This window comes from Pseudomonas solani, from assembly GCF_026072635.1.
GTDB lineage: Bacteria > Pseudomonadota > Gammaproteobacteria > Pseudomonadales > Pseudomonadaceae > Metapseudomonas > Metapseudomonas solani.
Window position 1 is genome coordinate 4645356 of sequence record NZ_AP023081.1, and the last position, 13374, is coordinate 4658729.

The 13374-nt window shown below is 66.3% G+C and carries 12 protein-coding genes and 4 pseudogenes; 14 read left to right on the forward strand and 2 right to left on the reverse strand.

Translation table 11 applies throughout. From position 1 onward, the window contains the following. The first annotated feature begins 2 nt into the window (after nt 1-2). From PSm6_RS21145 to PSm6_RS21190, 9 genes and pseudogenes are all read left to right on the forward strand, one after another. On the forward strand, nt 3-2279 hold the full coding sequence (locus tag PSm6_RS21145) for a chemotaxis protein CheA (protein WP_043244982.1): 2277 nt from the start codon (nt 3-5) through the stop codon (nt 2277-2279). Nucleotides 2280-2320: 41 nt separating this feature from the next. Further along, nucleotides 2321-3436, forward strand: a complete 1116-nt coding sequence (locus PSm6_RS21150; RefSeq protein ID WP_043244984.1) for a protein-glutamate methylesterase/protein-glutamine glutaminase — start codon at nt 2321-2323, stop codon at nt 3434-3436. Between the two features lie 16 nt (nt 3437-3452). After that, nucleotides 3453-4191: pseudogene (locus PSm6_RS21155) on the forward strand (flagellar motor protein). Between the two features lie 10 nt (nt 4192-4201). Then, on the forward strand, nt 4202-5092 hold the full coding sequence (gene motD / locus PSm6_RS21160) for a flagellar motor protein MotD (RefSeq protein WP_265168134.1): 891 nt from the start codon (nt 4202-4204) through the stop codon (nt 5090-5092). Nucleotides 5093-5132: 40 nt separating this feature from the next. Beyond that, the gene (locus PSm6_RS21165; protein WP_031288163.1) at nt 5133-5921 is read left to right on the forward strand and encodes a ParA family protein; all 789 of its coding nucleotides are present in this window, start codon (nt 5133-5135) and stop codon (nt 5919-5921) included. 87 nt (nt 5922-6008) lie between these two features. After that, nucleotides 6009-6937, forward strand: a pseudogene (locus tag PSm6_RS30560) (CheW domain-containing protein). A 98-nt stretch (nt 6938-7035) separates the two neighbouring features. Continuing rightward, nucleotides 7036-7515 carry a chemotaxis protein CheW gene (locus PSm6_RS21180; protein ID WP_021220567.1) on the forward strand — a complete coding sequence of 160 codons (480 nt, stop codon included), beginning with the start codon at nt 7036-7038 and terminating at the stop codon, nt 7513-7515. Nucleotides 7516-7519: 4 nt separating this feature from the next. After that, a complete protein-coding gene (locus tag PSm6_RS21185; protein WP_201769973.1) occupies nt 7520-7927 on the forward strand; it encodes a DUF2802 domain-containing protein in 408 nt (135 codons plus the stop codon). Between the two features lie 119 nt (nt 7928-8046). Next, nucleotides 8047-8475 (forward strand): rhodanese-like domain-containing protein, encoded by a 429-nt coding sequence (locus PSm6_RS21190; RefSeq protein WP_043245774.1) that lies wholly within the window; start codon nt 8047-8049, stop codon nt 8473-8475. Here the strand turns inward: PSm6_RS21190 and PSm6_RS21195 are convergent. Together PSm6_RS21195 and fliK are read right to left on the reverse strand one after the other, a co-directional pair. After that, on the reverse strand, nt 8465-8800 hold the full coding sequence (locus PSm6_RS21195; RefSeq protein WP_021220564.1) for an EscU/YscU/HrcU family type III secretion system export apparatus switch protein: 336 nt from the start codon (nt 8798-8800) through the stop codon (nt 8465-8467). The two genes, PSm6_RS21190 and PSm6_RS21195, sit on opposite strands and share 11 nt — an antisense overlap. Before the next feature lie 37 nt (nt 8801-8837). Then, nucleotides 8838-10378, reverse strand: a pseudogene (fliK, locus tag PSm6_RS21200) (flagellar hook-length control protein FliK). A gap of 150 nt (nt 10379-10528) precedes the next feature. On the opposite strand from fliK, the gene ccmA reads away from it, so the two are divergent. The 5 genes and pseudogenes from ccmA to ccmE all read left to right on the forward strand — a co-directional run bounded on the left by ccmA (nt 10529) and on the right by ccmE (nt 13374). Then, nucleotides 10529-11164 carry a cytochrome c biogenesis heme-transporting ATPase CcmA gene (gene ccmA / locus PSm6_RS21205; RefSeq protein ID WP_031288161.1) on the forward strand — a complete coding sequence of 212 codons (636 nt, stop codon included), beginning with the start codon at nt 10529-10531 and terminating at the stop codon, nt 11162-11164. Next, the gene (gene ccmB / locus PSm6_RS21210) at nt 11161-11832 is read left to right on the forward strand and encodes a heme exporter protein CcmB (protein WP_021220561.1); all 672 of its coding nucleotides are present in this window, start codon (nt 11161-11163) and stop codon (nt 11830-11832) included. Before ccmA ends, ccmB begins: the two co-directional genes overlap by 4 nt. A gap of 165 nt (nt 11833-11997) precedes the next feature. Next, a pseudogene (locus PSm6_RS21215) lies at nt 11998-12752 on the forward strand (heme ABC transporter permease). Beyond that, nucleotides 12749-12925, forward strand: coding sequence for a heme exporter protein CcmD (gene ccmD, locus PSm6_RS21220; RefSeq protein ID WP_043245772.1), 177 nt, complete (start codon nt 12749-12751; stop codon nt 12923-12925). The pseudogene PSm6_RS21215 and the gene ccmD overlap by 4 nt, the downstream one beginning before the upstream one ends. After that, the gene (gene ccmE / locus PSm6_RS21225; protein WP_265168136.1) at nt 12922-13374 is read left to right on the forward strand and encodes a cytochrome c maturation protein CcmE; all 453 of its coding nucleotides are present in this window, start codon (nt 12922-12924) and stop codon (nt 13372-13374) included. The genes ccmD and ccmE overlap by 4 nt, the downstream gene beginning before the upstream one ends.

A 13374-nucleotide genomic window follows, 5' to 3' on the forward strand; every position in this document is an offset into this window, starting at 1 on the left:
GAATGAGCTTCGACGCCGATGAAGAAATCCTCCAGGACTTCCTGGTTGAGGCCGGCGAAATATTGGAGCAATTGTCCGAACAGCTGGTCGAGCTCGAGAGCCGTCCGGACGATATGGATCTGCTCAATGCCATTTTCCGCGGCTTCCACACGGTCAAGGGTGGTGCCGGCTTCCTCCAGCTGAATGCGCTGGTGGAGTGCTGCCACATCGCCGAGAACGTCTTCGACATCTTGCGCAAGGGCGAACGCCGTGTGACGGCGGAGCTCATGGACGTGGTCCTGCAAGCGCTGGACACGGTCAACGAGATGTTCAGCCAGGTACGCGAGCGCGCCGAGCCGACGCCGGCCACGCCGGAGCTGCTGGCTGCCCTGGCACGCCTGGCCGAGCCGGGTGGTGACGAGGCGGCTGCCGAACCGGAGTACGAGCCCGAGCCTGAGCCCGTTGCTGAAGCCGAAGCCGCGTCCGGTGATATCACCGACAGCGAGTTCGAACAGCTGCTCAACGTGCTCGATGAGCCCGCCGCCGAGTCGAGCGTCAGCGCGGCCTCATCGGCCGCTGCCGGGGCTGACGAAATCAGCGACGACGAGTTCGAAGCGCTGCTCGACCAACTGCACGGCAAGGGCAAGTTCGTGGCCGAGCAGGCCCCTGCTGCGCCTGCCAAGGCCGCCGCCCCGGCGCCCGCGCCTGCGGCACCTGCCGGTGGCGGTGACGAGATCAGCGACGACGAGTTCGAAGCGCTGCTCGACCAGTTGCATGGCAAAGGCAAGTTCGTGGCCGCCGCTGAGGTCGAGGCCCCTGCGGTTGCCGCTCCGGCCGACAAGGCTCCTGCGGCACCTACTGCCGGCGCCGGCGAAAACATCACTGACGACGAATTCGAAGCGCTGCTCGATCAGCTCCACGGCAAGGGCAAGTTCGTTGCCGACGCCGCGGAGGCAGCCCCTGCCAAACCGGCTGCTCCGGCCAAGCCCGCTGCCGCTCCGGCCGCCAAGCCTGCCGCCGCGAAACCGGCTGCTGCTCCCAAGGCGGCTGAGCCGTCCAAGCCCGCTGCCAAGCCTGCGGCCGCTCCCGCGCCTGCCGCGGGTGGCGACAAGGCCGCGTCCGCCGCCAGCGAGGCCGAGACCACGGTACGCGTCGACACCGCGCGCCTGGACGAGATCATGAACATGGTCGGCGAGCTGGTATTGGTGCGTAACCGCCTTGTGCGCCTGGGCCTCAACAGCGGTGACGAGTCCATGGCCAAGGCCGTGTCCAACCTCGACGTGGTCACCGCCGACCTGCAGACCGCGGTCATGAAGACCCGCATGCAGCCGATCAAGAAGGTCTTCGGCCGCTTCCCGCGCCTGGTCCGCGACCTGGCGCGCAACCTGAAGAAAGAGATCAACCTCGAGCTGGTGGGTGAAGAGACCGACCTCGACAAGAACCTGGTCGAGGCCCTGGCCGACCCGCTGGTCCACCTTGTGCGCAACGCCGTCGACCACGGCGTCGAGACGCCCGAGGAGCGCGAGGCCGCCGGCAAGCCGCGCACCGGCCGCGTGGTGCTCTCCGCCGAACAGGAAGGCGACCACATCCTTCTGATGATCACCGACGACGGCAAGGGGATGGACGCCAATATCCTCCGCGCCAAGGCGGTGGAGAAGGGGCTGCTGGACAAGGACGCCGCCGACCGCCTGACCGATCTCGAGTGCTACAACCTGATCTTCGCCCCGGGCTTCTCGACCAAGACCGAGATTTCCGACGTCTCCGGCCGCGGTGTCGGCATGGACGTGGTGAAGACCAAGATTTCCCAGCTCAACGGCACGGTCAACGTGTTCTCGCAGAAGGGGCAGGGCTCGAAGATCGTCATCAAGGTGCCGCTGACCCTGGCGATCATGCCGACCCTGATGGTGATGCTGGGCAACCAGGCCTTCGCCTTCCCGCTGGTCAACGTCAACGAGATCTTCCACCTCGACCTGTCGCGCACCAACGTGGTGGACGGCCAGGAAGTGGTGATCGTGCGCGACAAGGCGCTGCCGCTGTTCTACCTCAAGCGCTGGCTGGTGCGTAACGCGGCCCACGAGGAACAGGGCGAAGGCCATGTGGTGATCCTCTCCGTGGGCACCCAGCGCATCGGCTTCGTGGTGGACCAGCTGGTCGGCCAGGAAGAGGTGGTGATCAAGCCCCTGGGCAAGATGCTCCAGGGCACTCCCGGCATGTCCGGCGCCACCATCACCGGCGATGGACGCATCGCCCTGATTCTCGACGTGCCGAGCATGCTCAAGCGCTACGCGCGCCGCGGTTGATCGTTTAGGCGGCCCTGGCGGGCCGCCTGTTAGGAGTGTTTATGGCAGTCAAGGTTCTGGTGGTTGATGACTCCGGTTTCTTCCGTCGTCGTGTCTCGGAGATTCTGTCCGCCGACCCCAATATCCAGGTGATCGGCACCGCCACCAACGGTCGCGAAGCCATCGATCAGGCGCTGGCGCTCAAGCCGGACGTGATCACCATGGACTACGAGATGCCGATGATGGACGGCATCACCGCGGTGCGGCACATCATGCAGCGCTGCCCGACCCCCGTGCTGATGTTTTCTTCCCTGACCCACGAAGGCGCCCGGGTGACCCTGGACGCCCTCGACGCGGGTGCGGTGGATTTCCTGCCGAAGAACTTCGAGGACATCTCGCGCAACCCCGACAAGGTCAAGCAACTGCTCTGCGAGAAGGTGCACAGCATCGCCCGCAGCAACCGTCGCTACAGCAGCTACAGCCCAGCGCCGGCAGCCCCGGCGTCGGCGCCCAGCCCCGCTGCGCCCACGCCGGCCCCGTCGCGCCCCAGCGCCGGTGCCGCACCTGCGCCGGCTTCCAGCTCGGGGGGCTCGTCCAGCCCGGCTCCCAAACGCAAGTCTTACAAGCTGGTGGCCATCGGCACCTCGACCGGCGGCCCGGTGGCCCTGCAGCGGGTGCTGACCCAGCTGCCCGGCAACTTTCCGGCGCCCATCGTCCTGATCCAGCACATGCCGGCAGCCTTCACCAAGGCCTTCGCCGAGCGCCTCGACAAGCTCTGCCGGATTTCCGTCAAGGAAGCCGAGGACGGCGATGTGCTGCGCCCCGGCCTGGCCCTGCTGGCACCGGGCGGCAAGCAGATGATGGTCGACGGCCGTGGCACCGTGCGCATCCTCCCGGGTGACGAGCGGCTGAACTACAAGCCCTGCGTCGACATCACCTTCGGCTCGGCGGCCAAGGCCTATAACGACAAGGTCCTGGCGGTGGTGCTCACCGGCATGGGCGCCGATGGCCGGGAAGGCGCTCGCCTGCTCAAGCAGGGCGGCAGCCAGGTCTGGGCGCAGGATGAAGCCAGCTGCGTGATCTACGGCATGCCCATGGCCATCGTGAAGGCCAACCTGGCCGACGCCGTCTACGGGCTCGACGATATCGGCAGGCACATAGCCGAGGCGTGCCTGTAATGGAGAACGCGCGTCAATGGATGTACTGAGCGTTGTCGGCGTCATACTTGCGCTCGTCGCCATCATCGGCGGCAACTACCTCGAAGGTGGCCACGCGGGGGCGTTGCTCAACGGCCCCGCTGCGCTGATCGTGGTGGGCGGTACCCTCGGGCTGCGTTCCTGCAGACCCCGATGAGTGTGTTCAAGCGGTCCCTGGTGACCATTCGCTGGATCATCTTCCCCCGCAGATCGACCTGGCCGGCGGCATCAACCGCGTGGTCGGCTGGAGCATGGCTGCCCGCAAGGAAGGCCTGCTGGGCCTCGAGCCCATCGCCGATTCCGAGCCGGACCCGTACGCCCGCAAGGGCCTGCAGCTGTTGGTGGACGGTGCCGAACCGGAAGCTATCCGCAGCATCCTCGAGGTGGACCTCTACACCCAGGAAGCCCGTGATATCCAGGCCGCCAAGGTGTTCGAAAGCATGGGCGGCTACGCGCCGACCATCGGCATCATCGGTGCGGTAATGGGCCTGATCCATGTCATGGGCAACCTGGCGGACCCCAGCCAGCTGGGCGGTGGCATCGCCGTGGCCTTCGTCGCCACCATCTATGGCGTCGGCTTCGCCAACCTGCTGCTGCTGCCGATCGGTAACAAGCTCAAGTCCATCGCCATGCGCCAGTCGCGCTATCGGGAGATGCTGCTCGAAGGCATCCTCTCCATCGGCGAGGGCGAGAATCCCCGCTCCATCGAGTTGAAGCTGCAAGGCTTCATGGATTGATGGAGGCGACATGGCCCGCAGACGTCATCAGGAAGAACACGAGAATCACGAGCGTTGGCTGGTCTCCTACGCGGACTTCATCACCCTGCTGTTCGCCTTTTTCGTGGTGATGTACTCCATCTCCTCGATCAACGAAGGCAAGTACAAGATCCTTTCGGAGACCCTCACCGGCGTCTTCAGCCAGCCGGATCGTTCGATCAAGCCGATCCCCGTTGGCGATGAGCGCCCGCGTACCACCGAGGCGGACAAGTCCATGACCGACAGCGGCTCCAGTGATACGCCGAGCGCTGCCACTGATCCGCTGCAGGAGATCAGCCAGGACATCAGCGAGGCCTTTGGCGAGCTGATCAAGGACGGGCAGATGACGGTTCGCGGCAATGAGCTGTGGGTGGAGATCGAGCTCAACTCCAGCCTGCTGTTCCCCAGCGGCGACGCGATACCGGCCAACGAAGCCTTCACCCTGATCGAGAAGGTGGCCAAGATCCTGGCGCCCTACGAAAACCCGGTGCACGTAGAAGGTTTCACCGATAACCTGCCGATCAATACGGCGAACTATCCTTCCAACTGGGAGCTGTCTACTGCACGGGCCTCGAGCATCGTGCGCATGCTCTCGATGGATGGCGTGAACCCGGCGCGCCTGGCCGCAGTCGGCTATGGCGAGTTCCAGCCGGTGGCGGACAATGCGACGGCCGAAGGGCGCGGGCGCAACCGGCGCGTGGTATTGGTGGTGTCGCGCAACCTGGACGTGCGTCGTGCGGTCAGTGGCGTAGGCAGCGCCAACGCAAAACCGGATGGCGCCCTGCAGCGTGCTGGCACGCAACCTGCACCAGCGCCAGAAGCGAGGCCCCCAGCAGCGGGGGCCGTCAATTCCCCGTCGCCGGCCCCTGCGGGCGGACAATGATTCTCGGCAAGGCGGCGTTTCTGCCGGGAGGATGAAGACCATGAGAGTTTGGGCGGTAGCCAATCAAAAGGGTGGAGTGGGCAAGACCACCTCGTCGATCGCACTGGCGGGCCTGCTGGCCGATGCCGGCAAGCGCGTGGTCGTGGTCGACCTCGACCCCCACGGTTCCATGACCAGCTACTTCGGGCATGACCCGGACACCCTGGAACACAGCTGCTTCGACCTGTTCCTGCACCAGGGCACGGTGCCCGATGGCCTGCCGCGCCAACTGCTGCTGCAGACCAGCCACGAACGCATCTCGCTGCTCCCCTCCAGCACCGCGCTGGCCACCCTGGAGCGCCAGTCGCCCGGGCAGAACGGTCTGGGCCTGGTGATCGCCAAGAGCCTGGCGCAGCTGTGGCAGGAGTTCGACCACGCCATCATCGACAGCCCGCCGCTGCTGGGCGTGCTGATGGTCAACGCCCTGGCCGCCAGCCAGCAGTTGGTGATCCCGGTGCAGACCGAGTTCCTCGCCGTCAAGGGCCTGGAGCGCATGGTCAGCACCCTGGCGATGATCAACCGCTCGCGCAAGCAGGCGTTGCCCTACACCATCGTGCCGACCCTGTTCGACCGCCGTACCCAGGCCTCCCTGAATACCCTGCGGGTGCTGCGCAATTCCTATCCCGAACACCTGTGGCCGGCCTATATCCCGGTGGACACCCGCCTGCGTGATGCCAGCCGCGCCGGGGTCACGCCTTCGCAATACGATTCCAACAGCCGCGGGGTGATCGCCTATCGCGCGCTGCTCAAGCATTTGCTCAGTCAGCAACTGGCCGCCCAGGTAGCCTGAAATGACCGACTATGCTGAACTGCATACCTCAAGTCCTGCGGCCTTGCTGCCGATAGACTCTGGAGTCCACTCCTGCAGGTCCCATCCATGAGCCGTACCGTCGCCACCGCCACAAGGCCGCAGCTGGCCTTGCAGTCCTACCTCGATTCCCTGCTGCAGGAAGCGGCCGTCGAATTCGCCGACAGCATCAGCCTGGACGAGTTCGAGGCTGCCGTGCTGGAGGAACAGGTTCGTGATGCCCGGCTGACCGTCAAACCGGTGATCGCGGCTTTGCCGGCTCCGGCGCCTGCCCCGATCGCTGCGGCGGTATCGGCGCCTGCGCCCGTGGCCAGGCCGGTGCTGGAGGCCACGCCGCTGCGCGCCCTGGTCGCCGCACCGACGGAGTTGCGTACCGAGGTCAAGCCCGCAGCGCCGGTGCCTGTCCCGCCGCCTGCCGCCCCATCGCCCCTGTGGCGCCGGTCGCCCGCCCGACCCTGGTGGAGCCGGTTGCCGAGCTGAAGACCGCCAACGCGCCGCTGCTGGACAGCGAGCCGGTGGCCTCCGACGGCCGCCCCAGCTGGGCTGAAGAACCCTTCGAGTGCCTGCTGTTCGATGTCGCCGGCCTCACCCTCGCGGTGCCGCTTGTGTGCCTGGGCTCCATCTACCCGCTGGCCGGCCAGGAACTCACGCCGCTGTTCGGCCAGCCCGACTGGTTCCTCGGCATCCTGCCGAGCCAGGGGGGTAACCTGAAGGTGCTCGACACCGCGCGCTGGGTCATGCCGGACCGCTACCGCGATGATTTCCGCGAAGGCTTGCAGTACGTTATCTCGGTCCAGGGGTACGAGTGGGGCCTGGCCGTGCACCAGGTGAGCCGCTCCATCCGCCTGGACCCGAGCGAAATCAAATGGCGCAGCCAGCGCACCCAGCGTCCGTGGCTCGCCGGTACCGTGATCGAACACATGTGCGCGCTGCTGGACGTCGCCGCCCTGGCTGAACTGATCGCCAGTGGTGCCGTCAAGAAGATGTCGCTCAACTGAACACCGGCGCCTCGCGAAAGCGCGGCGCTCCGGATTTGAAACAAGCGGGCAGAACCCGCGAACGCCGCCCCGGGCGGTTCTAGAAGAGGCTAGGGAACATGAAGAAATCGTCAGGGCAAGGTTCCGAAGATCCCATCCTGCAATGGGTGACTTTCCGCCTGGATAACGAGACCTACGGCATCAACGTGATGCAGGTCCAGGAAGTCCTGCGTTACACCGAGATCGCGCCGGTCCCGGGTGCCCCGAGCTATGTGCTGGGCATCATCAACCTGCGCGGTAACGTGGTCACCGTGATCGACACCCGCCAGCGCTTCGGCCTGGATTCGGCCTCGGTCACCGACAACACCCGCATCGTCATCATCGAGGCGGACAAGCAGGTCGTGGGCATCCTCGTCGACAGCGTCGCCGAAGTGGTCTACCTGCGTCAGTCCGAGGTCGAGACCGCGCCCAACGTGGGCAACGAGGAATCGGCCAAGTTCATCCAGGGCGTCTGCAACAAGAACGGCGAGCTGCTGATCCTGGTCGAGCTGGACAAAATGATGAGCGAAGAAGAGTGGTCGGAGCTGGAGAGCATCTGACGTGCTGATCGAGATCGCGCTGCTGGTCCTGGCGATCGCCTGTGCAGCCCTCGCAGTCACCTGCGTGCGGCTGCAGAAGGGGCAACGCCTGGCGGCCGAGGAGCAGGCCAAGCGCGATGCGGTGCGCGACCAGCGCATCAAGGAATTGGCGCGTCGGCTCGACGCCTACCTCAGCGGCTCGATCCGCATGGGTGAGGAGCTGCACGAACTGCGCCGCGTGGTGGCGCCGCTGCCGGACAAGGTCAGCCAGATCGAGCAGCGCGACCCCAGCAGCCTGTCCTTCACCCAGGCCGCGCGCCTCGCCGGCATGGGCGCCAGCGTCGATGACCTGACCCATTCCTGTGGCCTGACCCAGGCCGAGGCCGAACTGGTCAGCAAGCTGCAGTTGGCCCGCAAGCAGAAACAAGGCTGAACCCCGCTTTAACTCCCTCCTGCTCTAACGACCGCGCCCGCTCTGAACCAATAGTTCCAAGGCCGGCTCCCCTCGCTGCCTAAGCTCAGGACTCGGGTCCCGACTCCGCGAGCGCCGCCATGCGTGTTCTGTCCTTCCTGCTGCTTTGCGTTCTCCCCCTGGCCCAGGCCGAGGAGGCGCCCCTGCGCGTCAAGGGCGCGACCACGGTCAACGTGCTCCAGGCCAAGCGGCTGTACGACTACGGCGCCCTGTTCATCGATGTGCGGCCTTCGGCGGAGTGGAGCTGGGGCCATGTGCACGGGGCGGTGCACCTCGACCTGGCCGACCGCTTCGCCGGGCTGGCCATGCCCCATTGGCCCCGGCATGTGCCCCTGGTCATCTACTGCGACAGCGACGTCTGCCCCTGTGGCGCCTTGGCGGCGCAGCTCGCCGTGAGCTGGGGCTACAAGCAGGTGTTCTACTTCCGTGAGGGCTATTTCGCCTGGCAGCTGCTGGACTTCCCCCTGGGCAAGGGGGTGGAAGGCGAGGTGCTGGCCCTCAGCCCCTAGGGCCGCCCAGCAGCGGTACCGGTGGGGTGACGTCGCGCTCGCCGTCGGCGACGAAACCGGCCGGGCACTTGCCCTTGAGGTACCAGGCGAAGGCGATGATTTCGGCGAGGGTGCGATACAGCGCCTCGGGAATCGCCTCGCCCAGTTCCATGCGCGCCAGCAGGCGCACCAGCTCGGCGTTCTCGTAGATCGGCACTTCGTATTCGCGGGCGATGGCGAGAATCGCTTCCGCCAGCTCGTCGTCGCCCTTGGCGGTGAGGCTTGGGGCGGAGACACCGTCATAGGACAGGGCGATGGCCTGGCGCGGCTGCTTGGCCTGGGTCATTGCGGGTTGCTCCGGGGGCGCGGGAAGGAGAGGGGGCTCATGCGGTTTCGTCCACCCAGCGCTGTTGCAGGTTGGTACGCGGGCCTTGCGGCGGTATGCCTTGGCGGCAGGCCAGCTCGCTGACTTCGAGGCCGGCGGAAACCAGGCGCTCGCGCAGGTTGGGCAACTCGCCGTCGATCAGGCTGGCGGTGCGGGCCCGCTCGGCCCAGAGCTGGCTGGAGATGGCGCCGCGCAGCAATTGCGCCTGCACCTGCAGCGGCCCCAGCGGCTCCATGTCGAACGCCAGCTCGATGCGCCACAGGGTGTCCTTCTGCTCTTCCTTGCTGCGTTTCTGAGGGCTTTGCTCCTGCTGCACCTTGACCTGCAGGGGCACGATGTCCTGGTTGTTGCGCATGGGCAGCTCCAGCTGCCAGGTGGTCAGCAGGTTGCCCTCGGGGGTCATCTGCGATTGGGCCAGGCTCGACAGCTGGTGGGTCTGCAGGCGCGAGACCGCAGCGGCGGCCATCTTCAGCAGCAGTTCCAGGTCACCTTCGCCTTCGGCCTGCTGCGCCAGGCGCGAGGGCAGGGGAAAGCTCAATGCCTGCTGGCGGGCGCTGGCCTGACCGAGGGAGCCCAGGGCGCTGCGGATGAAGGCCGGCAAGGCCTGTGCCATGGCGTTGCTGGCGCCGGCGGTGGGCAGTGCGGCTGGGCCATTGGGCAGGTTGGGCAGCAACTGGGCGATCAGGCGCAGCAGGTTGCCCTTGATGTCCTGGCCCAATGCGGCGCCGTGGCCGGCCAGCAGCCGGGCCTCCAGCAGTGCGCCACTGTTCTCCATGGCCTTGGCCAGCAGCTTGGAGTCACTGAGCTGGGCCGCGTCGGGCAAGCTGTTCAGCAGGCGGTCGACGGTGCCGCGCAGGTTGCTCGGCAGCTCGTCGCCCATACCCTTCAAGGCTTGCACCAGGCCTTCCAGGGAGCCCTGGCGGCTTTGCTGGTTGGCCAGTTGCTGGGTCAGGGCGAGCTGGTCGAGCTGGGCGGAGAGGGGGAGGAACTGCAGCGACTGGCTGCTCTGCACCTGGGCGCTGAGCAGGCTGCCGAGGGGCAGCGGCAGCGGGCCTTCCACCGCCATCTGGCGGCCGGCCAGGGGGTATTGATCAGGTTGATCAGCGAGCGATAGACCGTGGTGCGCGCTTCGGCCAGCTGCTCGCTGGAAACCACCTTGCCCTGCACCAGGGTGCCCACCGGCAACTGGTCGAGGTCGATGCTGTCCAGCGCTGCGGTGCCGCCGGGTTGCAGGGCCACCATCAGCTTGGTTTCCGAGACGGCGGTGACGTTGATCAGGCTGCCCTGGGCCAGGGGGCGGTTGCTGCTGGCTTCCACCGTGGCCTGTTGGCCGCCGTTGAGGGTGAGCTTGAGCAGCACCTGGAAGCTGTTCTGTGCCGACTCCTTGACGCTCACCACTTCCGCGTCTGCGCTTTCCCCCGCCGAGAGCAGGCCGTTGATCGGTTGCAACAGCTTGACGGCGGCTTCCGCGACCGTTTGCACGGGACGGCTGGCCGGTGGTGTGGCGCTGATGGGGCGCGAGGTGCTGATCTCGGTCATCAAAGGGTTACAACCTGTTGAAAGCCCCCTTCGGGGGCCGTGGATGACATGTATAATGCCGCCCCGTCCGGGCCGGGCGCTGTTTTGCGCGTACCTGAGTATAGCGGCCGGCACCTCCATGACTTGAGTTCCCCCAGGGTATCCGTTGCCGTGACCAGTCCTTATCTCGAGACCCACGATCTCGCCTGTGAGCGCGACTGGCGCATGCTGTTCGAGCGGCTCGACCTGCGCCTCGGCCATGGCGAGATGCTGCAGGTGGCCGGCCCCAACGGCAGCGGCAAGACCAGCCTGCTGCGCTTGCTCTGCGGGCTGATGCAACCCACCGCCGGCGAAGTACGGCTGAAGGGCGTGGCCCTGGCCGGGCAGCGCGGTGAACTGGCCCGCGAACTGCTCTGGATCGGTCACGCCGCCGGCATCAAGGGGCTGCTCAGCCCCGAAGAGAACCTCGCCTGGCTCTGTGCCCTGCACCAGCCGGCCAGCCGCGATGCCATCTGGCAGGCGCTGGAAGCGGTGGGCTTGCGCGGCTTCGAAGATGTGCCCTGCCATACCCTGTCCGCCGGCCAGCAGCGCCGCGTGGCCCTGGCGCGCCTCTACCTCGATGCGCCGCCGCTGTGGATCCTCGACGAACCCTTCACCGCCCTCGACAAGCAGGGCGTGGCACAACTGGAAGAGCACCTGGCGCAGCACTGCGATAACGGCGGCCTGGTGGTGTTCACCACCCACCACAGCATGAGCCGCGTTCCCGCCGGCTACCGCGAACTCGACCTGGGGCGACGCGCCGCATGATCCGTGTATTCAGCCTGGTTGTGGCCCGTGAGGCGCGCCTGCTGTTCCGCCGACCGGCGGAGCTGGCCAACCCCCTGGTGTTCTTCGCTATCGTCATCGCCCTGTTCCCCCTGGCCGTCGGCCCGGAGACGCAATTGTTGCAAAGCCTTTCTCCGGGGCTGGTCTGGGTGGCAGCCCTATTGGCCGTCCTGCTCTCGCTGGACGGGCTTTTCCGCAGTGATTTCGAAGATGGCTCGCTTGAGCAGTGGGTCGTTTCGCCGCACCCCCTGCCGCTTCTGGTTTTGGCCAAGGTGCTGGCACACTGGCTTTTTTCCGGGCTGGCATTGGTACTGCTGGCGCCCCTGCTGGCGCTGATGCTGGGCCTGCCAGCGCGCTGCCTGCCGGTGCTGCTCGGCTCGCTGCTGCTGGGAACGCCGGTGCTGAGCCTGCTCGGCGCCGTCGGTGCGGCCCTGACCGTGGGCCTCAAGCGCGGCGGGCTGTTGCTGGCGCTATTGATTCTGCCGCTGTACATCCCGGTGCTGATTCTTGGCAGCGGGGCGATGCAAGCGGCCCTGCAAGGACTGCCTGCAGTCGGCCACCTGTTGTGGCTGGCCTGCCTCACCGCCCTGGCGGTGACCCTGACTCCCTTTGCCATAGCCGCCGGCCTGACCATCAGCGTCGGCGAATAAGAAACAGAGTTGCCTGATCATGAGAAAGCTGTTGAAAAACGTAGCGAGCGCAGCCGAGACAAGGCGAAAGCAGGCGAGGGCGCGGAGTTTAGTCGCCCTGAATGAGCAGCCCGAGCCTGCTTTCAACGCCGTATCGGCAAGCGCAGTAGTTTTGAGGCAGCTTTCATGAACTGGACCTGGTTCCACAAGCTGGGCTCGCCCAAATGGTTCTACGAGATCAGCGGCCGCTGGCTGCCCTGGTTCGCCTGGGCGGCGGGCATCCTGATCACCGCCGGCCTGGTCTGGGGCCTCGCCTTCGCGCCGCCGGACTACCAGCAGGGCAACAGCTTCCGCATCATCTACATCCACGTGCCGGCCGCCTTCCTGGCGCAGTCCTGCTACGTGATGCTGGCGGTGTGCGGCGTGGTCGGGCTGGTGTGGAAGATGAAGCTCGCCGACGTCGCCTTGCAGGCCGCCGCCCCATCGGCGCCTGGATGACCGCCATCGCGCTGCTTACCGGTGCCATCTGGGGCCGTCCGACCTGGGGCGCCTGGTGGGTCTGGGATGCCCGACTGACGTCGATGCTCATCCTCCTTTTCCTCTACTTCGGTGTCATTGCCCTGGGCCAGGCGATCAGCAATCGTGACAGCGCCGCCAAGGCCTGTTCGGTGCTGGCCATCGTCGGCGTGATCAACATCCCGATCATCAAGTACTCGGTGGAGTGGTGGAACACCCTGCACCAGCCGGCGACCTTCACCGTCACCGAGAAGCCGGCCATGCCCGCCGAGATGTGGGTGCCGCTGCTGATCATGGTGCTGGGCTTCTACTGCTTCTTCGCCGCGGTCCTGATGATGCGCATGCGCCTCGACGTGCTGCGCCGCGAGGCGCGGGCCAGCTGGGTCAAGGCCGAGGTCAAGGCACTGGTGGAGAAGGCATCGTGAATTTCGCGTCGTTCGGTGAGTTCATCGCCATGGGCCATCACGGCCTCTATGTCTGGAGCGCCTACGGTATCAGCCTGGCCATCCTGATTCTCAACGTCGCGCTGCCGCTGCTGGCGCGCCGTCGCTACCTGCAAGACGAGGCGCGTCGTTTGCGCCGGGAGGAGTCGAAGTGAATCCGATCCGCAAGAAGCGCCTGTTCATCATCCTGGCCATCCTGGCTGGTGTGGGAATCGCCGTGGCGCTGGCGTTGTCGGCGCTGCAACAGAACATCAACCTGTTCTACACCCCCACGCAGATCGCCAACGGCGAAGCGCCCAAGTACACCCGCATCCGCGCGGGCGGCATGGTCCGAGACGGCTCGGTGCAGCGCTCGCAGGACTCCCTCGAAGTGCAGTTCGTGGTCACCGACTTCGCCAAGGACGTGACCATCCGCTACCACGGCATCCTCCCGGACCTGTTCCGCGAAGGGCAGGGCATCGTTGCCCTGGGCAAGCTGGACGCCGACGGCGTACTGGTGGCCGATGAAGTGCTGGCCAAGCACGACGAGAAGTACATGCCGCCGGAAGTGACCAAGGCGCTGAAAGAAAGCGGCCAGATGGCCCCCGCGAAGAAAGAGGGCTGA

Excerpts from the sequence above, each read along its gene's own strand:
- PSm6_RS21190 (WP_043245774.1), top strand. The coding sequence starts at position 8,047 with ATGCGTGTTCTGTCCTTCCTGCTGCTTTGCGTTCTCCCCCTGGCCCAG.
- PSm6_RS21180 (WP_021220567.1), top strand. The coding sequence starts at position 7,036 with ATGAAGAAATCGTCAGGGCAAGGTTCCGAAGATCCCATCCTGCAATGG.
- PSm6_RS21145 (WP_043244982.1), top strand. The coding sequence starts at position 3 with ATGAGCTTCGACGCCGATGAAGAAATCCTCCAGGACTTCCTGGTTGAG.
- PSm6_RS21150 (WP_043244984.1), top strand. The coding sequence starts at position 2,321 with ATGGCAGTCAAGGTTCTGGTGGTTGATGACTCCGGTTTCTTCCGTCGT.
- ccmB (WP_021220561.1), top strand. The coding sequence starts at position 11,161 with ATGATCCGTGTATTCAGCCTGGTTGTGGCCCGTGAGGCGCGCCTGCTG.
- motD (WP_265168134.1), top strand. The coding sequence starts at position 4,202 with ATGGCCCGCAGACGTCATCAGGAAGAACACGAGAATCACGAGCGTTGG.
- PSm6_RS21165 (WP_031288163.1), top strand. The coding sequence starts at position 5,133 with ATGAGAGTTTGGGCGGTAGCCAATCAAAAGGGTGGAGTGGGCAAGACC.
- PSm6_RS21195 (WP_021220564.1), bottom strand. The coding sequence starts at position 8,800 with ATGACCCAGGCCAAGCAGCCGCGCCAGGCCATCGCCCTGTCCTATGAC.